Origin of the sequence: Paenibacillus sp. UNC499MF (genome assembly GCF_900107975.1) — a bacterium.
Taxonomy (GTDB): domain Bacteria; phylum Bacillota; class Bacilli; order Paenibacillales; family NBRC-103111; genus Paenibacillus_F.
In genome coordinates, this window is record NZ_FNVF01000011.1 from 10,354 (window position 1) to 33,022 (window position 22,669).

The following is a 22,669-nucleotide window of genomic DNA, read 5'->3' on the forward strand; positions in this document are numbered from 1 at the left end:
AGGCCGGTAGCGTCGTATATCGTGCTGTTTTCCACACCATCGAGCTCGCACAACAAAAAAAGAGCTTCAAAGTCTCAGACATGCTGAAGCTCTGGAGCTCTTTTTTATACAAATTCACTTATTTCTGAATCAAGGTAATTCTTGCGGTTTTCGCGCTGCGCGCAGGCGGGGGAGCATCCGGGTTGTCGCTCGTGACCTGGGTTTCGACGTACAATTCCTTGTTCCCGCTAAACTCGTAAACGAGCATGTAAGAGCCCTCCATTTCATCCCAGCCTTCCTGCAGAGGTTTGCCGAGACGGTCGATGACTTTTTGCAGAGTCATGGGTGAATTGAGCTCGATGGCAGAGATTTTATTTTGGGCACCGACAAAAAAGGAACACTGGCAAGGCTTGTAAAGGTAACCTGCACCGCCTTCTCGATGCTGGTCCTGCTTTACCTTGCCCCATTTGGCTTCGACGGTTTTGAAGTCCGTGCCGAGCCCGAACTCGATGCCGCCGAAATACCCTTTTTTCATGCCGGCCAGGGAAAGAGGCTCATTGGCTTGTCCAGCCGGGGCGGAGGAACCCGGGGCAGCCGACGGTTTAGGCGTGACTGTCTGCGACGAACCGGCCGAGCCCGGCGAAGATGCCGATTCTGCTGCCGATGTCGCGGAACCGGTTTTGTTGACGGAAGCTGCGGAGCTTTCCTTGCCTGCGGATGAAGAGGAGCCCGCCTTGTTTGCCGCTGCCGAAGATCCGGCGGAAAGGGCTGACTCCGAGCCTGGCTCCTGCTCCTGCGCAGCCGTTTGTTTCTGCTGAACGGACGCTTCCTTTTTAGAAAAATCGACGCCAAGCTGCTGCTGAAGGGCGATGATTTTGCCGACGGATTCAAACAGCAGAGAGTCGGCCTTTTTGATATGATCCCCGAAGGTGACAGCGGAAGCTGCCTCGGTCGTGTTGATGTAGTCCATCAGCCAGTACATGCCTTGGGCTTTGTGATCGTAAGCCTGGGCGTACTTCTCTCTGGCGCCTTCGAGCTGGGTCGTCATAGCAGGATCGAGTCCTGCCGGAACGGGGATTTTCCGGACCTTTTCCGCTACGTTCGAAAATTGATTATAGGCGTTCAAAATAACCGCCGAATCCGGCATCACATTCTGGTACATCTTGCCGATTTCCAGATCGGCCTCTTTTTTGGCTTCGCCGGCCGTGCGTTCCGCCGCATACAAGGCTTGCTCGAACGCAAGCACGAGGCTGGCTTGTTCTTCCTTTTCACCATCGGCTAAAGCCGCGGTTTGGACCTCAACGGGCGGATTGGAGGGGGCCGCTTTCGTGTCGCTTTTCAGCCCTAGAGATTTCTGATAAAGCAGGTAACCCAGCACGCCGACGGCAATGAGCAGGATTATAATAATGAGGGTGCCCAGAGCTGCGTTTTTCTTCATGAAAGATCTCTCCCAAAGAGTGTAAGTATATTCTTTCTTTATCGGCAGAGGTGAGGGAAAGATTGAGGTCGTGGGGGACATTTGTTAGGTCTTAAGAACTATGCGCATAAAAAAGAAAAAAAGGCTGCCGGGTTTATTCGGCAGCCTTTGCTTTGAACAGGCGGGGCAGGGTTCGTTTCGAAAACTGGGGGCTAGCGGTGGAGTGTGCTTCTGGGGCCCTGCGCTTCTACGCCATGTTATTTCTAACGCGAGCGATTTTCCAAGACGCCCGTTGAGACGCTGCACTGGGGCCGGTCGGAGACCGGTCCAACTCCACGTCACCGTGACGGGTGAGGAGCCTCATGTCTACGCCCTGTGCACAACCGTCCGCGTTCTCGCAGCTTTCGGCAGGCGTGGCAACGGACAATGGTTGCGGCTGGGAGTCTCGCGAAGCGTCACACCAGCCGCGTTCTCACTGTCTTCGGCTGGCACGGCCGCTACGGCTAGGGACCTCTCAAAGCGTCACAACGCCGAGCGCCCTCACTTCGCCTCCAGCAGCCGTAGAAGCAGCGTGACCGCTTCCGCCCGGGTCGTGAGGCCCTGTGGAGCGAAGACGCCGGGACCGCGTCCCTGCACGAGCTCCTTCTGCTGGGCAGCGGCGATGTAGCCTGCGGCCCAGCCGGGGATCTCGTCCGCGTCGGTGTACAGCCCGCGGAGCACATCCGGCGCGGCCGGCTGCAGCTTGGCCGCTTTGGCCGCCAGCGTGAGCATCTCGGCGCGGGTGACCGGCGCGTCGGGCCGGAATGTGCCGTCCTCGTAGCCCGAGGCGATACCTGCGCGCTGCGCGAGCGCGACGGCTTCGGCAGCCCATACCGGGATGCTGGCGCTGTCCGCAAAACCAGAAGCGGAAGCCGGGCTTTCCAGCTGCCGCAGGACCTCTGCGTAAGCTTGCGTCAGCATCACGGTGAACTGGGCACGCGTGACCTGCTCCTGCGGCCGGAACGTTCCGTTCTCGAAGCCGCTGACGATGCCGCAATCCGCCGCCCGGGTAACCTCTTGCTCCGCCCAGTGGCCTTTCATATCTTTGAAGGCCGCTGGATGCGTGGAAGGGGAAGGACAGCCCGGTCCTTCCGGAACTTCCGGCTTGCCGGGTACCCCGGGCTCACCCGGCTTCTCCGGCTTACCGGGATCTACAGGCGGCTTAGTTTCTTCCGTCGGAGGAGTCCCTCCAGGCGAAGTGCCTGGCGAATCGCCGCCGGAATCCTGCCGTGGCAGACGGGTGATCAGCACGTCATACGTCCGCACGGTCTGACCGTCCGGTGCCGTGACCGTTACCTGAACCGGGTTGGCTCCGACACGAAGAGCGAGCGGTGCCGACGGTTTTCCGTTGAGAAGCGGTGCCCCGTTGACTGTCACAAGCGCATCGGGATCGTAAACGGATGCGGTAACGGTCGTCCGGTCCGTTCCGTAATCAACGGTCATTTCGTAACGGAGGGTACCCGTGTCGAAAACCGGGTTCAACCGGCCCGCCGATAAATCAAGCCCGGTCAGGCCGGCATTCGTGCTCAGCCTGCGGGTCATGTCCACCACATACGACTGGGTGGTGATACCGTCTTGGGCCGTCACGACAACCGTGATGGGATTCACGCCCGGCTTGAGGTTGATGGCTGCGGACGGCTGTCCGCTGACAATCGGCAGACCGTTAACGACGAGAGTCGCATTCGGATCGTAGACAGAAGCCGTGACGGACAGGCTGGACGTTTCCGGGCCGACAGTCGCCCGGTAACGGACCATCCCGCTTTCAAAAACGGGATCGAGACTGCCTTCGGAAAGCGTAAGCCCGCTGAGCAAGACGTTGCTGCTCGGTGCCCGGCTCACTTCCAATTGATAGCTCTCTGTCGTGACGCCATCTTGAGCGGTTACCGTGACGGTGACCGGATTGGAGCCGACCTTCAACTGTAGGGGCAGACTGCCGGCATTTCCGCTGAAAACAGTGCCGTTGATCGCCAAGGTCGCCACGGAACTCGAAGCTTTGGCTCCGACGGTAACGGCATACACATCGTTGGTAACCGTGGTTGAATAAACGGTAGTTGCGCCGTCAAAACGGGGAGTGAGCTCACCCGGAGCAACCGTTAATTCACTAAGGGTCACTTCGTTGGAAGCCGCCCTTGTAACGGTTACCGTATAAGGAGTCACCGTAGCCCCATCTTGGGCCGTGATTTCTATCGTAAAAGTTTGGTCGCCCACTTCCAGGGCAACTGGGTTGGTCACCGGCTGTCCGTTTTGCAGCACGCGTACGGACGCCTGCACATCTTCCGCTGCTGCCTGGATGGAGGTAACCGTTACCGAGTAGGGCACTTGAGCCGTGTACCGGTAAGTGGAGGCGGTTACCGTTTCGTTCAAGGCAGCTCCGCTGAGGCTGAGCGAGTGAAGCGCGGCATTGGACGAAACAACGGTAAATGCCGTTTCGGACGATAAAGGGCTTTCGTTGCCTGCGGGGTCAACCGCAAGAGCTGTAAGTCGATGCGTCCCTGTGGATAAAGAGGACGCAGGGGTGAAGCTCCAGCCGCCGCCCGGACCGGCTGTTGTGATTCCCGCAGGGGCGCCGTCTACATATACGTTCACGGTCACGCTTTCCTCGGCTGTTCCTCGAATGAGGGGCCGGTTACTGTTCGTGACGGTTCCCGCTGCAGGCTCAGTAATGACCGGTGCGGAAGGCGCCGTGGCGTCGATGCGGAAGGCCGTTTCGGCCGAATACGCTCCGATGTTGCCTGCGGCATCGGCGGCCGCCGCTTTCACGGTGTGCGGTCCGTCTGCAAGTGCGGAAGCCGGAATGTACACCCAGCTGCCATCCGGTCCGGCGGTAACGGCTTGAACGATACTCCCGTCAAGCACGATGTTGATGACCGCGTCCGCTTCGGCATGACCTTCGATCTTCGGCGTTTTTGTGTTTAAAAGCGCGTCCGCAAGAGGCTTCAGAATGAGGGGAGCCGCAGGCGCCTGCGTATCTACGGTGAACTTTAACAGAACGGAATACGGGCCGACATTGCCCGCTTTGTCTTCTGCGCTTGCCCGGAGAGAATGGGCTCCGTCGGCAAGCGGTGCGGCGGGAGTGAAGGACCATTTTCCTGCTCCGTCCGCGGTCACCGGCCCAGCAACCGGGGTGCCGTCCAGCTCGACCCGGATCAAGGCTCCCGCTTCGCTTATTCCGCTGAACACGGGCTGATTCCGGTTCGTATGCTCTCCGCCGGCCGGGGTCATCACGACAGGCGCGGGAGGCGGCGTCGCATCGACCGTCCATGTTATCGTCCTCGCGGAGGCGCTGTTGTTGCCGGCCTCGTCGGATGCATATACACGGACGGTATGCGCACCGTCTGTTAACGAATCGGCTGCAGCATAACTCCATGTTCCTGCGTCGACCGCCTGGACGCTGGCTTTAAGCGATCCGTCGACATAAATATGGACGAAGGACTGGGCTTCCGCAGTTCCGGAAATGACCGGTTTGGCGTCTTTAGACAGCGATCCGTCCGCCGGAACCGAAATCACGGGTACGGCGGGAGCCGCCGTATCCAGGGTAAAGCTTACCGCACCGCCGGCCGGGCTCGTATTGCCTGCCGCGTCCGATGCGGACGCCGTAACGGTGTGCGTTCCGTCCGTCAGCTGAGCGGGCAGACTGTAGGTGAACTTGCCCGCGTTATCTGCTTGTACGGACGGATAGGCTTTCCCGTCTACGGTAACGACGACGGAGGAAGAAGGCTCCGCCGTTCCCGTAACGGAGGGAACGGCTTTCAACAGCGCCGCGTCCGCAGGTGACGTAATGGCGGGTGCGCCCGGCGGAGTCCGGTCGATCTTGACGACGGACGTGGACTGCTGACCGGCGTTGCCCGCTTTATCGACCGTTCTGGTCGTGACGGTAGTCTGTCCTTCGGCCTTAACGGTCAACGGAGCGGTATAGGCGGTCCAGCCGAGCGTCTCCGCGCCGGATAAGCTGTACTCCGTGCGGCTTACACCGGCACCGCCCGTATCCGCGCCGTGCGCGATCGCTATGGAAACACCGGACGCGGAAGTCCAGCCGGCCGCCGACGATGTAATGTCCGGAGCGGCGGGAGGAGTCCGGTCGATGGAGACGGTGGCTGTCCCCGCTGCGCTGACGTTTCCGGCTCCATCCGTCGTTCTTGCGCTCACGGTAGTCTGTCCGGGAGCGGTAACGGCGACCGGCCCCGTATAAGCCGTCCAGCCTTTAGTCACGGCGCCGGACAGGCTGTACTCCGTTGTTTTGACTCCCGAGCCGCCTGTATCGGTTCCGGGATTAACCGTGACCGGCACGCTTGCCGCCGCCGTCCAGCCTGTTGTTCCGGGCGAGACCGCCGGAACGGAAGGAGGGGTTTTATCGATTCCGATAACCGTTTGCGCAGTCTGGCTTACGTTGCCGGCATTGTCGATGCTTCTGGCGTTCAGCGTAGTCTGGCCTTCGGCCGTGACCGTTACGGGTCCGGTATACGTTTTCCAGCCGGAAGAGGACGCTCCGGACAAGCTGTATTCCATCCGGTTCAGGCCCGAGCCGCCATCGGGGGATGCCGTAAGCGTCACGGAGACATCCGACGACACCCAGGGGGCTCCGGACGGAGAAATCGAGGGCGCTCCGGGAGCTGTCCGGTCTATCTTCACGTCCGCCGAAACTTCCTGGCTGATATTCCCGGTTTGATCGACCACCCGGGCATGCAGGGTCGTGATTCCTTCCGCGGTGACGGTGACCGGTCCCGAATATGTCGTCCAGCCGAGCGTCGTCGCGCCGGAGAGACTGAATTCGGTTCGGTTCACGCCCGAGCCTGTATCTGTTCCGGGCTTCACGGTAACTTGAACGTCGGCCGCCGCCGTCCATGATGCGTTCGCCGGGGTCACGATAGCCGCTCCGGGAGCCGTCTTGTCAATGCTCACGGAAGCGGCAGCGAGCTGGCTGACGTTGCCGGCCTCGTCCACGCTGCGCGCGCTGACGGTGGTCTGACCCTCGGCGCTTACCGTGACGGGGCCGGTGTAAGCCGTCCAGCCGAGCGTGCTTGCCCCGGACAGGCTGTACTCGGTCCGCTGCACGCCGGATCGGGCGTCAGTGCCGGGCGTGACGGTAACGTCCACATTGTCTTTGCTCCAGCCGGTTACGTCAGGCTTGACGGTAGGACTCGTGGGCGGAGCTTTATCGAGGGACACGTCGGCCGTGCTTTCGGCGCTTACGTTGCCCACGTTGTCGATTGTCCGCGCGTGTACCGTCGTAATTCCTTCCGTGCCGACCGGAATTGCTCCCGTATAAGGCGTCCAGTCCTGCACGGCAGCGCCGGTAAGCTTGTATTCCGACCGCTGCACGCCCGACCCGCCTTTGTCCGTACCGGGCGTAAGTGTGACCGACGCGTTCTGATTGGTCCACGTGGGGCTTGCGCCTTTTATAACGGGAACAGTCGGGGCTGTCTTGTCTACCTTCACTACGGCGGTCGTCACGCTGCTCGCGTTGCCCGCTTTGTCGATGGTCCGGGCGCTGATCGTGGTCTCTCCCGAATTGGCGATGGTGATCACATCACCGTTTGTGTAAGGCGTCCAGCCGAGCACAGTCGCACCGGACAAGCTGTATTCCGACTGTTTGACGCCCGAATCCGCGTCCGTTCCGGCCGTCAGGGTCGCGGTGACATCCGCGGGAGACCAGTCCGCCGAGGATGTGGTGACGAGCGGAGCCGTAGGCGGCGTGAAATCAAACGAGAGCTTGTATACGGTCGTGTTGAGGCCGTAGTTCTCGTCGTATCCGCCCATAACATACACGCTGCCGCCTGTCAGCGACATTTTGGCGTTTTGCAATCGTTTAAGAGAAGGAGTGTCTTGGGTCCAAGTGTTGCTGACCGGATCATACAAATAGAAATTGTAATTGCCCATTACGAGCACCTTGCCGTTGGGCAGCGTCACCTGGGGGTGCCGGAAGAAAAGGTCGTTATATTGATAAGGCAAACCGGCTGCTTTGGTCCAGGTATCGGCGGCCGGGTCGTAAATATAGGAAGCAAACGAATACACGTATCCGCTCAAGCCCCCCGTTAACAGGATACGGCCGTCCGCCAGAGTGCTTTGCGCCGCTCCGTAAATGCCGATCGGAAGCGGGGCTTTCTCCGTCCAGGTATTGGCGGCGGGATCGTAGATGTACGTATTGTTGTACAGTGTGCTGGTGCTCGGGGAAAAGATGGAGTCCGCTCCGCCGACACTGACGATTCTGCCGTCGGGCAATGTGCTCTGCGAGTTGCCGAGTATATTTTTTGGCAGATCGGATGCTTGGGTCCAGGCGTTTGTAAACGGGTTATAAATCCGCGCCAAATTATTGTACACGTACCCGGTGCCGTTTAGAAAAGCGTTGCCGCCCGTGACGATGACTCTTCCGTCCTTCATCTCCGACTGGGTATGGTAGGCCAGGTTCAGCGCGGGCGCGTAAGTGGACCAGCTTTGGGTTGAGGGCGAGAAGGTGTACGAGTTTTTGGCGAACGAATTGTTCCGGTTATATTGACCACCGGTTACAAAGATGCTGCTGCCGTTCAGCACACCGCTTCCCGAAACTCCCGCCAGGTCAGCGGGCAAATCGGCCGAAGCGGGAAGAGCCTCCATCATGACGGCCGCATTCGCCGATTGACACCATCCGGCCAGTATCCCTCCTATCAGGACAGTCGTCCCCCATATTTTGCGCAGCCTTTTAGACATGAAGATGTCATCACTCCTTTGAGAAATGCGGTTGCGGCTTCCGAAAAAAATACTTCTCAGACGGCCGCAAATAAGTAGCAGGGGTCCAGTGTAGCAAAAACTATAGGACTTGAGAATTAACTTTGGTTAATTGCATAAAATTTCGGCAAACGGCGGGAAAAAGACCGGCGCCGGGCCGGTTCGGGAAGTTACAGGCAAGGCCGGAGGGCTGACAGCGCGACATTCTTGTTTATTTTCATAAAATCGGTTCCCCTTCATATGTCGGTTTTCGGTATCCCAATATTTTGATAAATAGATATCTCGGTATCTTGGTATATCGATATATCGGTATTCTGGAGAAAAACCGGTAAGAGGCCGGGAAACGAAGGAGGCAGTTTGTGCTAGAATAAAAGAATGAAAGGAAGGAAAGAGCGGGGGAAGTTCGCTTTCTCTCATAAAACTATATGTCATTAATAAACATCAGGCTTAAGCAAACCCGGCTGCGGCGCAGTCCGGAAGCAAGGAGGACACCGTCATGAACACAGCGCAGGACCACTTGACCCGTTCCATCCGGGATAATTTTATCGCGAAAATTTCCCATCCGGCCGGCCGGACAGAAGGCTATACTCTCAAACAAACACCCGCATACATAAGAGCGGATTGCGGTCTCCCTTCGGATACGTTTAACGTGACGGTTTTGCTTCACACCCGTCTCACACCGGAGGACGAAGCTATTCTCGAAGAGGCGGTTCATTATTTTACAGACAAAAAATACCCGATGGCGTTATGGTCTTGGGAAGACAAGGACAGTGTCACTTTCGAGACTTTGAGGCAGGCAAGTTTGAAAGAAGCGGAAACGAACATCGCGATGTACGCGAATTTGGACGCTCTTGATCCCGGGACGAACTGCCCTGCGGATTTCCGCATCAAGGAAATCACCTCCCGTGAGGAAGCGGAACAATTCGGAGCCGTACTTGCTTCGTTGTTCGGAGAATCGGAGGAGGGAGTAAGCGTCAGGGCCTTCTACCGGAAAATAGCCGCGCTCCCGCTGGAAGAACAGTCCCCGATGAAGCTGTATATCGGCTCGTACCAGGGGCAGCCGGTTAGTACCGGTACGCTTATGTTCACGGATGACAGCGTCGGCATCTACGATATCGCAACCTTGGCAGACTTTCGGGGACAAAGCTTCGGTTCCGCCATGTTTCGCTTTCTGATCGGGGAAGCGCGGAAAGGGAAGCCCCGGCTGTGCGTTCTGCAGGCTTCACCGGACGGGATCGGGATCTACAAACGGGCGGGATTCGAACCGGTTTGCGAGGTTACGGTATACGAAAACAGGCACTTGATTGAGTGAACTGGGGTTACTTTGCGTAAGGGGATGACGGCTCGACCGACCGCACGCAAAGAAAGCGTTGAATACCGTAATGAGACGCTTTCAGGCCGGGAAACATGCGATCGGTCCGAGACCGAATAAAAATACGAAGCCGCCTGCCGGTTTATGGGGCCGGCTTTTTTGTGCTTTTCCGCTCAGCAAATGACTCTTCCTGGGGCATGTTTAGTTTTTGTTCAGTTTGTTTTGATACATTGGAGAACAGACAGAAGGAGGGGGCACTTTGAACGTACTGATTGCGGATGACGCCGCGTTTATGAGAACGCTGATCCGTTTGTTTTTGGAGCAGATGGGGTATACCGTTATCGGTGAAGCCCGGAACGGGAAGGAAGCGGTCGATTTATACGGCCTTTTAAAGCCGGATCTTGTGACGATGGATATTACCATGCCCGAGATGGACGGGATCGAAGCCGTCAAATCCATCAGATCCGCTAATCCCGACGCCAAAATCATTATGTGTTCCGCCATAGGGCAGCAGCAGGTTGTGATGGAAGCGATCCGGTGCGGAGCGAACGATTTCGTGGTCAAACCGATTCAGAAGGAACGGCTGCAGGAGGCCGTCGAGAAGCTGTTTGCCGGGCGGGGGCTGAATATCGGCGTTTTGTAAAGCATTTAGTCTTCTCGACAACAGCAGCGGAACAATCAAAGGAAAGGCTTGGCTAAATTAGGCTGAGTCTTTTTTGGCGCGGAACGGGGTGCTCCTGATGCAGCAGGGCCCATGGATTCCCGTCCTCCGGTTTAAACCTCGGCTTTCTCCCCGATAAATTCCAGAAGCTCCCGCATCGCGTAAGAAACATACCTTTCCTTGTTCCACAATACATACAAATTCCACGGAATGCCCGGCGAGGTTTCGGGAATAACCCGGACGTCCGGGTTCGCTATTTTGGACGTGATCGGCTCCGGGATAAAAGAAACACCGAGTCCTCCGGCGACCATCTCCACCAGCAGGTCCCACTGCGAGCTTTCGTGGGCGATGGCGGGGTGAAAGCCGGCGCTATGGCAGGCGTCCAGGACGTGATGCCGCACGGCGAAACCCTTGGCGAACAGCAGAAACGGCTCCCGGCTCAAATCGGCGAGAGAGACTGTTTGCCGTTTGGCCAGCGGATGCGTGCGATGCAGCACGAGGGAGACGTGCTGGCGGATGAACGGCAGCCGTCCCAGGCTGGAATCTTCGTCCGGCGAAATGACGACGCCCATGTCGATCGATCCGTCCAGAACACGCTGCTCGACGGTTTTGGCGCCTTCCTCGATCATGACGAATTGAATCGCGGGATATTTCCGCTGAAAAGGCGCAATCACGCGCGGGAAAAAGACGGTGCTGATCACCGGCGGCAGTCCTATACGGATGGTGCCCGTTTTGAGCTGGGACACGTCGTCCAGCGTAGTGTAGAGGTCGTTCACGGACTGGAGGATAACCTGCATCCGCTGGATAGCGGCGGCGCCCGAGTCGGTGAGCCGGACGGTTTTGCCGCTGCGGTCGAAGAGGGTGACGCCGAGCTCGTCCTCCATGTTTTTGACCAGCTTGCTTAAGGTTGGTTGAGTCATATGTAAAATTTCGGCGGCCTTCGTGAAATTCTGCTGCTTGGCGACCTCCAGAACGGAGGCGAGGTTCCTTACATCCACGTCATTCATCCCCAGCCATAAAATTTTGGAATAGTAGCTATTCGATGTCTGAATTTTACCTTGCCTCACCGGCCGTGTAAACTGGAAGCGGACACAGAACGTTCAAATTTCAGGGGGACGTCCCGGAATTTCATGAAGAGCAGCACGCAACACAAAAGAATGTAAGGGCTTACAAGAGATCTTCTAACAGAAAAGAGGAGAAGGCGCATGGTGTTTGTTCAGGTCGTGGCGATTGTGCTCGCCTTGGGGCTGCTGATGTTTTTCGCTTACCGGGGGTATCCGGTGATCGTGTTCGCCCCGATCTTTACGCTGCTGGCCGTGGTCATTTCCGGGCTCGCGCTTATGCCGAGCTACACGGAGACTTATATGGCGAATGCGGCGAACTATATTAAAACGTACTTCCCGATCTTCCTGCTCGGCGCGATTTTCGGCAAGGTGATGGAGCTGAACGGAGCGGCCTCCTCAATTGCCCGGTCCATCGTCAAAGTGCTCGGCTCCAAACGCGCCATGCTGTCGGTCGTGCTGGCCTGCGCGGTGCTGACTTACGGCGGTGTCTCGCTGTTCGTGGTCGCTTTCGCCGTCTATCCTTTCGCGGTGGCGGTCTTCCGCGAAGCAGATATTCCGAAGCGGCTCATTCCCGGCACGATCGCGCTCGGCGCCTTCACGTTCACGATGGATGCGCTCCCCGGAACGCCGCAGGTGCAGAACATTATTCCGACCACGTATTTCGGAACGGACGCTTACGCGGCCCCGGTCGTGGGGATTGTGGGCGGAATCATGGTGCTGGCGGCGGGCATGTTCTGGCTGGAGAGACGCCGCAAGCAGGCGGCTGCCGCAGGCGAAGGCTACGGAACCGGACACAAGAACGAGCCGGAATCCGCCGAAGGCCAGCGTTACCCGAACCTGTGGGTTTCGCTCGTACCGCTCGCGTTGGTGCTCGTGTTCAACTATCTGCTGAGCCGGGGATTTTTGACGGTCAACACGTGGTACAGCCCGGAGCTTCTCAAGACGTTTAACATCGCGAATGTGAAAACGGTTGCATCTTCATGGGCGCTCATTATCGCCCTGTTCATCGGCATCTCGGCGGCGCTCTGCATCAACGTCCGGCACGTACAGAGCAAGCTGGCGGCGGGGCTGACGGCGGCCGCGATGGGATCGCTTCTGGCGATTTTCAACACGGCTTCCGAGGTCGGCTTCGGCAACGTCGTCAAGACACTGCCCGGCTTCAAAGCGATCCAGAACTTCATCCTCAATATCAGTTCCCAGCCGCTGATCAACGAAGCGGTATCGGTCAATATTTTATCCGGGGTTACCGGCTCCGCATCGGGCGGGCTGTCCATCGCGCTGGAAGTGATGGGCAAGCAGTATCTGGCCGCGGGCCAGGCGGCGGGCATCAGCCCGGAATGGCTCCACCGGATCGCTTCGATGGCGTCCGGCGGCATGGATACGCTGCCCCATAACGGCGCGGTCATCACGCTGCTGGCGATCACGGGACTCACGCACCGGCAGTCTTACAAGGATATTTTCGCGATAACTGTCGTCAAAACGCTTACGGTGCTTATTCTCGCCGCCGTTTTGTCCTTTATGTAAGAGGGCCGGTTCAAAACAGCTCAGATCAACTTAAATCACCTCAGTCCACATAGAAGTTTCCTGTCCAGTATTCGTTTTAATTCCATTTTGAAGAAAATCACGGAAGGAGTGGCGGTCATGACCCCATTTTTAGCTCATAAAACAGCCCTGGTAACGGGAGCGGCCAGCGGCATCGGCCTTGAAATCGCCCGCACCTTCGCCCGGGAAGGGGCGAAGGTCGTTATTTCCGACATTCAGGAGGAAAAGGCAAAAACGGCGGCTCGGCAGCTGACGGACGAAGGATACGAAGCGATCGGACTCGTCTGCGACGTCACCGACGAAAGCCAGTTCGCCGGAGCAATCCGTACGGCACACGAAGCCTACGGCCGGTTCGATATTCTGGTGAACAATGCGGGCCTACAGCACGTCGCGCCTATCGAGGAATTCCCGGTGGAAAAGTTTGAATTCATGATTAAAGTGATGCTGACCGGGGCTTTTATCGGGATTAAGCACGCCCTGCCCATCATGAAGGAGCAGCAGTACGGGCGGATCATCAACATGGCCTCGATCAACGGCGTCATCGGTTTTGCCGGAAAGGCCGCGTACAACAGCGCGAAGCACGGTCTCATCGGGCTTACGAAGGTAGCGGCCCTAGAAGGCGCGGCGCACGGCATCACGGTCAACGCGCTGTGTCCGGGTTACGTGGATACGCCGCTCGTAAGGGGCCAGCTGGAGGATCTCGCAAGAACTCGGGGCGTCCCGCTGGAAAGCGTGCTGGAGGAGGTCATCTACCCGCTGGTGCCGCAAAAAAGGCTCCTGTCGGTCGATGAAATCGCCGAATTCGCCATGCTTATTGCCAGCGACAAGCTGAAGGGTGTGACGGGCACGTCCATGCTGATCGACGGCGGATATACGGCACAGTAGACAGAGACATCAAATCACGCGAGAGGAGAGGGGCAGACATGAGCAAGGTACTGAAATCAGCGGAGGAAGCCATACGTATAATCGGCGAAGGATCGACCCTGATCGTGGGAGGCTTCGGCCTGTGCGGCATACCGGAGCATCTGATCGCGGCCCTGCAGCGACAGGGCACAGGGGAGCTTACCGTGGTGAGCAACAACTGCGGAGTCGACGATTGGGGGCTCGGGCTGCTGCTGGCGAACAAGCAGATCAAGAAGATGGTGTCTTCCTACGTCGGAGAAAACAAAACGTTCGAGAAGCAGTACCTGAGCGGCGAGCTGGAAGTCGAACTGGTGCCGCAGGGCACGCTGGCGGAACGCATCCGGGCAGGCGGAGCGGGCATTCCCGCTTTTTATACGGCGACGGGCGTCGGGACGCTGGTAGCGGACGGCAAAGAAGAGAAACATTTCGGGGGCCGCCCGTATATTCTGGAAAAAGCGATCACCGGCGACTTTGCGCTGGTAAAAGCGTGGAAAGCCGACACGGCAGGAAACCTCGTGTTCCGCAAAACGTCCCGCAACTTCAATCCGCTCGCGGCGGCGGCAGGCAAGATTACGCTTGTTGAAGCGGAGGAAATTGTGGAGGCAGGCGAGTTGGACCCCGATGATATTCATACGCCGGGCATTTTTGTCCAGCATGTCGTGCCGGGCGGGGCTTACCAGAAACGGATCGAGCGTCTGACGGTCCGCGAAGCGAAGGAGGAGACGGCATGAGCTATCCGCGCAAAATAATCGTGGAACGCGCCGTACAGGAAATCCGCGACGGCATGTACGTCAACCTGGGGATCGGCATGCCGACCCTTGTGGCCGACGAAATTCCCGCCGGTATCAAGGTGATGCTCCAGTCCGAGAACGGCCTGCTGGGCATCGGTCCTTATCCGGAGCGGGGCGAAGAGGACCCCGATTTGATCAACGCGGGCAAAGAAACCGTCACGGCGGTGCCTGGCGCATCCTATTTTGACAGTGCGGAGTCGTTTGCCATGATCCGGGGCGGCCATATCGACCTGGCCATCCTGGGCGGGATGGAAGTATCCGGCGGAGGCGACCTCGCGAACTGGATGATTCCGGGAAAGATGGTCAAGGGCATGGGCGGTGCGATGGATCTGGTGAGCGGAGCCAAGCGCATCGTCGTCATTATGGAACACGTGAACAAATACGGGGAATCCAAGGTGAAAAAAGCCTGCACCCTTCCTTTGACGGGCAGGGGAGTGGTGGACCGGCTCATTACGGATCTGGCCGTGTTCGATTTTACGCCGGAGGGCATGGTGCTCGCCGAGCTGCTCGGTGAAGCGGAACTGGACGAAGTCCGGGCCAAAACGGAAGCGCCGTTTACGCTCGGCCCTCTTTTAAAAGAACGGCTTGAAGCCTGCGGACAGGAGGGGTGAACCGAAATGACCAGAGAAGCGGTTATTGTCAGCGCGGTACGTACGGCGATCGGCAGCTTTCAGGGCTCCCTGGCCGGCGTGTCCGCCACGGAGCTCGGAAGCATCGTCATCCGGGAAGCATTGAACCGCGCGGGAACGGAGCAGGAGCAGGTCCATGAGGTGATCATGGGCAATGTGCTCCAGGCGGGATTGGGGCAGAATCCGGCGAGACAGGCTTGGCTGAAAAGCGGGTTTTCGGACGGCGTTCCCGCCCTGACGGTAAACAAAGTATGCGGCTCGGGGCTCAAAGCCGTCATGCTGGCGGCCCAGTCGGTCATGCTCGGAGATGCCGACATTGTGGTGGCGGGAGGCATGGAAAATATGAGTGCGGCGCCGTACCTGCTGGAAGGCGCCCGCTCGGGCCTGCGCATGGGCGACGGCAGGCTCGTCGATTCCATGCTCCGCGACGGCCTCTGGTGCGCCATGTGCGACATCCACATGGGCGAAACCGCGGAGAATGTCGCGGACCGGTACGGCCTCTCCCGCGAGGAGCAGGACGAGTTCGCGGCTCACAGCCAGCAGAAGGCGGAACGGGCGGCCGCGGACGGACGCTTCCGGAGCGAGATCGTGCCGGTCCCCGTCCCGCGGAAGAAGCAGGACCCGCTGCCGTTCGACCGCGACGAGTTCCCGCGTGCGGGTACGACCGCGGAGAAGCTCTCGCGGCTACGCCCGGCGTTCCGCTCCGGCGGGACCGTGACCGCGGGGAACGCCTCCGGCATCAACGACGGGGCGGCCGCCGTTGTCGTCATGTCGGCCGGGGAAGCCGTCCGGCGGGGGTTGAAACCCCTTGCGCGGATCAAGGGGTACGCCTCGGCGGCGCTCGATCCCGCCGTGATGGGCCTCGGGCCCGTGAGCGCCGTGCGGCGGCTGTTGAACCGGACGGGCGTGCCGATCGGCGGCATCGACCTGTTCGAGTTCAACGAGGCTTTCGCGGCGCAGTCGCTTGCCGTGGGGCGCGAGCTCGGCGTACCGCCGGAGAAGCTCAACGTCAACGGCGGCGCGATCGCCCTCGGGCACCCCATCGGCGCCAGCGGCGCGCGCGTGCTCGTGACGCTGCTGCACGAGCTGGAGCGGCGCGGCGGCAAGCGCGGCCTGGCCTCGCTGTGCATCGGCGGCGGGCAGGGCGTGGCGCTGCTGGTGGAGCGCGATTAGGGCGAACGATCGTATCGGCAAGGATCGTTCACAGGTATACGGGCTGACGGGTCTCTCATGTTGATTAGAGGCCCGTTTTCTTTTTTCGCAGGGGATTTCATATAGGTTGTTAATAATGTGGCAGGTGGTATATATTTACATTAAACGCCTGAATGGAGAACCGCCATGAAAAAAAGCTTGATTCTGCTCGTGACCGTTTTGCTGTTAATGAGCTGTTCGGCTGCCGGAATTCCCTACGACGGTAAAATATCGGACCGGTTGGAGGCAAGTGTCAGTGAAATTGAAGCCGGTCAAACCGTCGAGCCGGACCGTTTCGAAGAATACGATTGGGTGTATATCATTCCGCCTTACACGGGGGGAGAGGCGCTCGATAGTTTGGAAGTGGATGAGCAAAGCAAGAAATATATATACAAGCAAGCTTCATCCTATGAAAATTATTTTCTGGTCACCTCCAAGGATGGAAAAGCCGTTTCATACGCCATACTGGATAAAAATTTTAGTACAGAGGGCGGGAAGCTCTTGAAGTATAAAGGTTCCGATAAATTGTTGGTCAGAAAGGAAGAGACGGGAGGAAGGCCGTTTTTGTTTTTGCCGAAATAAACAGGCGGCTTTTTTTAAAGCTGTTACATTATGCACGCTCAATAACCGGGGCTCTTAACATTAAATGAGGTGAACAAGTCCGCTCTATGACGGGCTTTTTTATTTTTTTGTCGTATGAAAACAGGCGCATGCCCGGGGGCTGCCCTCGTATCGTGGAGAAAAAGGGCACGGTTTAATTCTTGCGTTGAATCCCTATAAACCAAAGAAAACCCGCCGGGGGCTGTGGTACAATACAACAGCATCGCTACTTTTTTCCGGCAGGTGAAAAACAATGAGGATTTTATATCATAGAAGTGTACAGAAACGCGATTTGTTTACGGTGGTGCACACGTATGGCGGTCATAAGCGGTACAGGAGCCGAACGGATGGCTTACAGGGGTTTTGCAAGCGGTTTCAAGGATTGTGGAAAGGCCTATGAAAAAACAGGGACTGTTTTTTATACTCGGGGCCGCGCTTATTCTGCTGCTGCCGGTGTATTCCGTTTTCCAGCACGTCGTGTCGGTCGGCCGGAATCCCGAAGCGGTCCGGGGAGAGCTTGATCTCAGGGGCTGGAACTTTGCGGAGCGGGGCACGGTACGGCTGAGCGGCGAGTGGGAGTTTTACAGGGGGGAACTGTTCGTTCCCGGAGATTTTCATCCTTCCGCGGAAGAGGGAAGGAGGCCTCCCGTTCCGACCGGCATGGCGCAAATTCCGGGGAAATGGAATGCGTATATGGGCACGGAAGGGGATACCGGCGCGGAAGGTTATGCCACGTTCCGGCTTAAAGTGCGGCTTAACGAAACCGACGGGGCTCTGTACGGCATCCGCACCGGCAATATCCGCACGGCTAACCGGGTGTTCGTGAACGGCCGGGAAGTGGGAGCGAGCGGAACGCCGGGGCGTACGGCCGCCGAAGAAAGTCCCGACAACGTTCCGTATACGGGGTTTTCTTATCTGCAGGGCAGCGAAGCCGAAATCGTGGTTCAGATCTCCAACCACAGCTATTCCTCCGGCGGTATGTTCACTCCGATTTTGTTCGGAGACGAAAAGTCCGTCATGAAAAGCCGGGAAGCGGCCTTATTTTCCGAGTGGATGACGATGGCGGGTTTCCTGATTCCTGGACTTTATTTTCTGGTTTTGTACAGGATGCGGAGAAAAGATCCAGCCTCGCTTTATTTGGGGCTGTTCTGTCTCGTGGGGCTGTTGTTTGTGCTTACGCACGGGGAGAAGCTGCTTGCCGCCGCCTGGCCGGGGTTTTCCTACACCTGGCTGCTCAAAGTGCAGCTCATGGTGTCTTCATTCGTGTACTTTTTCTTGCTTCGCTATGTAGCCGTTGCCGTACCGGGCGGCGTTCATCCGCTGGCAATGCGTCTGAGCTCCGCCGTGACGGCGGCCGGTCTGCTCGCGGGCCTGCTGCTGCCGCCGGCTGTTTTCTCGCGGCTGGAAGGGCTGATCCTGGCGGTTTCCTTCCTCAGCATGTGCTATATCGCGTTCGTACTACTTAGGGACGTGCGCAAGCGCTCCGAGGACACCTTGCTCATGATCGCCGGTGTGATGAGCATTCTGATGGTCATAGCGGCGTACGTGCTCAACCTGGTCGGTTTGTACGAAGGGTTGCTGCTCATTCCGGCCGAAATGCTGCTGTTCGTGCTGACCCAGGCCGTCCTGCTTGCGCAGCGGTTTAACCGGACTTTCGTAGAGGTGGACCAGCTGTCGCGCAGGCTGCTTTCCCTGGACGGGCTGAAGGATGAATTCATGGCGAACACGTCCCATGAACTCCGCACGCCTCTTCACGGCATGGTCAACATGGCGCAGTCTATGCTGGAAGGCGCATCGGGCGATCTGAACGGCAAGCAGCGGAACGATTTAGCCATGATTGTATCGACGGGCCGAAGGCTGACTTATCTCATCAACGACATTCTGGATTTCAGCAAGCTTAAAAACGGCGAAATTGTGCTGAAACGCCAGCCGGTCGATCTCAAAGCCGCAACGAACGCGGTGCTGGAAGTCATGACGCATGTCGCGAGGCATAAGGAAATTACGTTCCAGCAAAATTGGCCGGACCGTCTTCCCTGGCTGCTTACGGATGAAGACCGGCTCCAGCAGATTTTGTACAATTTGCTCGGAAACGCCGTGAAGTTCACATCGAAGGGCAGCATCACGATCGGTGCGGAAACGAAGACGGGCCATGTGCTAATCTACGTCAAAGACACGGGAATCGGGATCGCGGAAGATCGCATGGCAGACATCTTCCATGCGTATGATCAGGCCGCAGGACCCGAAGACCGCGATTACGAGGGAACCGGCCTCGGACTGAGTATTACGAAAAAACTGGTCGAGCTGGGAGGCGGGGAAATCGAGGCGGAGTCCCGGCTCGGGAAAGGCTCCGTTTTCCGGTTTACCGTTCCCTCAACTACGGATGTCCCTGAAGCGGCACGGTTTTCCGGGGGGAGTTCCCGGACGCGGGCGGCAAGGAACGAAACGGCTGCCGCCGTCCTGCCCGCAAGCCGGGAGGACCGGACGTCCCGCAAGATGGACGCGACTGTCCTGCTCGTCGACGACGATCCGGTCAACCTGCAGGTGCTGTACAACCTGCTGTCGGTTGAAGGATACCGGCTCATTGCGGTGGACGGCGGGGCCAAAGCGATGGCGCATATCGTCTCGGGGCAGTCTATCGACCTGGTCATTGCCGACTGGATGATGCCGGGCATGTCCGGCCTGGAGCTGTGCCGGGCGATCCGCGCCCGTGTCTCGCTGGCCGAGCTGCCGGTTCTGCTGCTTACCGCGCGAAGCCTGCCGGAGGATGTGCGTACCGGTTTCCAGGCGGGCGCCAACGATTTTCTGCGCAAGCCGGTCGATGCCGACGAGCTGAGAGCCCGGGTGCGGACCCTGCTTGAGATGCGCAAGTCCGTGCGGAACGCGGTTTCGGCGGAGATGGCGTTCTTGCAGGCGCAGATCAAGCCGCATTTTTTGTACAATGCGCTCAATACGATTATCGCGCTCCTGCCCTCCGACCCCGACAAAACGACCAAGCTTCTTCTGGAGCTCAGCCGCTACCTTCGGGGCAGCTTCGATTTTCAGAATCGCGACCAGTTGGTACCTTTGCAGAAGGAAATGGCTCTCGTGCAGTCGTATTTATTTCTGGAGAAGGCACGTTTCGAAGAACGGCTGCAGGTAGATTACCATATTCGGGCCGAGCCGAACCGGCTGATCCCCCCGCTCAGCATCCAGCCTGTCGTTGAGAATGCGGTTCGCCACGGCATTATGAGGCGTGCGGAAGGCGGAACGATCGGCATTACCGTCGAAGAGCGGGATGATGGCCTCCTCGTGGAAATCACGGATAACGGAGTCGGGATGGAATCCGGACGCGCGGCCTCCCTCTTGTCTGCGGAAACCGGGAAAGGGGTAGGTCTGATCAACATCCATACCCGTCTCCTGACGATGTTCGGGGAGGGGCTGGACATCCGCACCGGGGAGGGACAGGGAACGACCGTCCGTTTCCGCGTGCCGAATAGCGGGGGAAGCCGGGGCCTTTCGGGAGGAGAGGAATAACAGTGAAGGCGATTCTGATTGACGATGAAAAGCCCGCTCTGATTCAAATGGAGCGTCTGCTCCAGACGGACGGGCGCATGGAGATCGGGGGCTTGTATACGCAGGCCCGGCATGGCATTGAGCATATGGCTTCCGAGAAGGCGGATATCGTCTTCCTGGACATTGAGATGCCCGAGATGAACGGCCTCGAAGCGGCGGAGCATTTGTACCGGCTGAACCCGGAAGTTCAGATCGTTTACGTGACCGCCTACAATGACTATGCAATCGAAGCGTTCGAGCTTGGCGCGCTCGATTACCTGCTCAAGCCCGTCGATCCGGAACGATTCGCCAAGACCGTCAGCCGCCTGGAAGCGCGTCTTAGCCAGCTTCAGGCCATCCGCCGGGAGGCGGTGCCGTCGGGCGAACCGGCCGTACGGTGCTTCAAGCAGTTATCGCTGGCGGGGAGCGGCGGGGCAGGGGGCAGCTTGAGATGGCGCACGCAGAAAGCGCAGGAGCTGTTCGCCCTGCTCGTTCACCACCGGAGCAAACGGGTGTCCAAGGATGTCATACTGGAAACGCTGTGGCCGGAGCTTTCTCTGGACAAAGCCGTAACCCAGCTTCACACCTCCGTCTACCAGGTGCGCAAAATGCTCAAAGCCTGGGGAATGGGAGCAGGCATCGATTACTCTCACGACAGCTACCGCTTCACGGCGGACGATGCCCGCATTGATGTGGACATGTTCCTGGCCGAAACCTCCGTCAGTGAGATTACGTCGCAGGAGCAGTGGCGGCGGCTCGACCGGGCGCTGCTTCTGTACCGGGGAGATTACCTGGAAGAGCACGATTATTTCTGGGCCAGGTCGTACCGCGCGCAGCTTCTTCAGCAGTATGTCCAGGCCAGTCTTCTGGCATCTGCATACGAGGTGGCGGCAGGTCAGCCCCAATCCGCTCTCCGGCGGCTGGAGCTGCTTCAGAAAAAGGAACCGTTCTCGGAAGAAATTTGCCGGGCGGGGATGAATGTTTATGCCGGTATGGGTGACAAGCCGTCGGTCAAGAAATATTACGAGGCATTCGCCTGCGCTCTCCGCGAAGAGCTGGAGTCCGAGCCCGGCCGTGAAACGACTAACCTGTATAAACACTTGATGCAGAGCATCTGAGCGATCCCGGTTATCCCGGACGAAGCCTTTGCCGTTATTGAGCGGCGGGGCTTTTTTTACGGCGTGGAAAACGGAGGGAGGGTTTTTTGCGGACGGCGAATCCGAAACAGATCTTTTTGGCGAAAAATGACGAATTTTGTCCAGAATCCGTTCAGCGGCGTCTGATACAATTTTCCATGTTAAAAACAGGGGGAAGGGACTGGATTAAGCTCAGATAAAGAGAAAAAAATGCGTGGATAGCCGTTTTGTCAGTACGTGAAAAGTTTTCTACAAATTATGAGGTGAATGTATGCATCAGAGAAAATCCTCTTTCCGATGGATTTCGGTATTGTTGATGAGCGTGATTGTACTTAATGTTTTGTTCGGTGCAGCGGGGCCGGTTAAGGCGACGCCTCCCGGGCTTTCTGCCTATAATGCCGCGGCAACGGCTGCGGAAATGCATCAGGCTATTCTTGATTATCCGGATGATATTTTCGCAACTCAACAGGATAAAGACAGTTTTTACGCGAACAGGAAAGCGGATAACGACTTTATCGTGGACGACCTGATCAGCAAGCGTCCTTTTGCGACGGTTACGGATCTGCGCGATGCTTACGGCATTGCTTTGGATAACCGGAATTTCTTTTTGTTTCTTCATGAAGCAACGGATAAGTCGGGAGTAAGTGCCGCACTTGGCTGGGTTATCAACGGAGCCCTCCTCAATCCCGGATTGGATTTGGACAAATATGCCGTTCTGGACTATACGGAACAAGCGGTCGTGGACAAGGCCGTACTCGACGGCATTCCTGTCAACGGGTATGTCGCCGCGTTCGGGATTCAAACCATCATAGACTCGACGATCGGCCAGATTGTGTCCGGAGCCCTTCAGGATGACAAGACGGCTCTGGAGATCGGTTATGCGGCGGGAGACAGCGCCGCACAGGTTACCCAGAACGTAACCCTCCCGGCTGCGGGAACGCATTTCACGCAAATCACCTGGACCGGAGGCAACGGGGTCATTGATCCCGCGACGGGCACAGTGACGCCTTCGGCCGGCGGAGATGTGGTGGCTGTTCTGCAAGCGAAGATCAGCAGAAATAACGAAAGTTTGATCAAGGACTTTACTTTAACCGTTAAAAGCTCGGCGCCTCCTGCCGCGCCTCCGGTGATTACGGCACATCCGCAAAGCACCCCGCCGGTGCTTGAGGGAA

Annotated in this window: 14 protein-coding genes; 11 read left to right on the plus strand and 3 right to left on the minus strand. The window is 58.0% G+C overall.

Going from position 1 to position 22,669, the window contains the following annotated elements:
- Window positions 1-118: 118 nt before the first annotated feature.
- Together C4S74_RS19625 and C4S74_RS19630 are read right to left on the minus strand one after the other, a co-directional pair.
- A complete protein-coding gene (locus C4S74_RS19625) occupies window positions 119-1,417 on the minus strand; it encodes a hypothetical protein (RefSeq protein ID WP_103996975.1) in 1,299 nt (432 codons plus the stop codon).
- A gap of 519 nt (window positions 1,418-1,936) precedes the next feature.
- A complete protein-coding gene (locus tag C4S74_RS19630) occupies window positions 1,937-8,119 on the minus strand; it encodes an OmpL47-type beta-barrel domain-containing protein (protein ID WP_103996976.1) in 6,183 nt (2,060 codons plus the stop codon).
- A gap of 514 nt (window positions 8,120-8,633) precedes the next feature.
- Between C4S74_RS19630 and C4S74_RS19635 the strand changes: the two genes are divergently transcribed.
- Both C4S74_RS19635 and C4S74_RS19640 read left to right on the plus strand, forming a co-directional pair.
- Entirely contained in the window at window positions 8,634-9,449 is an 816-nt protein-coding gene (locus tag C4S74_RS19635) for a GNAT family N-acetyltransferase (RefSeq protein WP_103996977.1), read from the plus strand.
- A 259-nt stretch (window positions 9,450-9,708) separates the two neighbouring features.
- A complete protein-coding gene (locus C4S74_RS19640; RefSeq protein ID WP_103996978.1) occupies window positions 9,709-10,092 on the plus strand; it encodes a response regulator in 384 nt (127 codons plus the stop codon).
- 131 nt (window positions 10,093-10,223) lie between these two features.
- On the opposite strand, the gene C4S74_RS19645 is transcribed toward C4S74_RS19640, so the two are convergent.
- Window positions 10,224-11,108, minus strand: coding sequence for a LysR family transcriptional regulator (locus tag C4S74_RS19645; RefSeq protein ID WP_103996979.1), 885 nt, complete (start codon window positions 11,106-11,108; stop codon window positions 10,224-10,226).
- A gap of 210 nt (window positions 11,109-11,318) precedes the next feature.
- Here C4S74_RS19645 and C4S74_RS19650 point away from each other — a divergent pair, with 210 nt between their 5' ends.
- From C4S74_RS19650 to C4S74_RS19690, 9 genes are all read left to right on the plus strand, one after another.
- Window positions 11,319-12,698 (plus strand): GntP family permease, encoded by a 1,380-nt coding sequence (locus C4S74_RS19650; protein WP_181024486.1) that lies wholly within the window; start codon window positions 11,319-11,321, stop codon window positions 12,696-12,698.
- 117 nt (window positions 12,699-12,815) lie between these two features.
- Window positions 12,816-13,601: a 3-hydroxybutyrate dehydrogenase gene (locus C4S74_RS19655; RefSeq protein WP_103996981.1), complete on the plus strand. Its 786-nt coding sequence runs from the start codon at window positions 12,816-12,818 to the stop codon at window positions 13,599-13,601.
- A gap of 38 nt (window positions 13,602-13,639) precedes the next feature.
- Complete coding sequence (locus C4S74_RS19660; RefSeq protein WP_103996982.1) at window positions 13,640-14,350, plus strand: CoA transferase subunit A; 711 nt, start codon at window positions 13,640-13,642, stop codon at window positions 14,348-14,350.
- Window positions 14,347-15,021, plus strand: a complete 675-nt coding sequence (locus C4S74_RS19665; RefSeq protein WP_103996983.1) for a 3-oxoacid CoA-transferase subunit B — start codon at window positions 14,347-14,349, stop codon at window positions 15,019-15,021. The genes C4S74_RS19660 and C4S74_RS19665 overlap by 4 nt, the downstream gene beginning before the upstream one ends.
- Window positions 15,022-15,027: 6 nt before the next feature.
- The gene (locus tag C4S74_RS19670; RefSeq protein WP_103996984.1) at window positions 15,028-16,212 is read left to right on the plus strand and encodes an acetyl-CoA C-acetyltransferase; all 1,185 of its coding nucleotides are present in this window, start codon (window positions 15,028-15,030) and stop codon (window positions 16,210-16,212) included.
- Window positions 16,213-16,377: 165 nt separating this feature from the next.
- Window positions 16,378-16,812, plus strand: a complete 435-nt coding sequence (locus C4S74_RS19675; protein ID WP_103996985.1) for a hypothetical protein — start codon at window positions 16,378-16,380, stop codon at window positions 16,810-16,812.
- Between the two features lie 414 nt (window positions 16,813-17,226).
- The gene (locus tag C4S74_RS19680) at window positions 17,227-20,343 is read left to right on the plus strand and encodes an ATP-binding protein (RefSeq protein WP_103996986.1); all 3,117 of its coding nucleotides are present in this window, start codon (window positions 17,227-17,229) and stop codon (window positions 20,341-20,343) included.
- 2 nt (window positions 20,344-20,345) lie between these two features.
- Window positions 20,346-21,479: a response regulator gene (locus C4S74_RS19685; RefSeq protein WP_103996987.1), complete on the plus strand. Its 1,134-nt coding sequence runs from the start codon at window positions 20,346-20,348 to the stop codon at window positions 21,477-21,479.
- Window positions 21,480-21,768: 289 nt separating this feature from the next.
- Window positions 21,769-22,669 (plus strand): immunoglobulin-like domain-containing protein (locus C4S74_RS19690; RefSeq protein ID WP_374755408.1); only part of this gene is annotated, 901 nt, incomplete at its 3' end.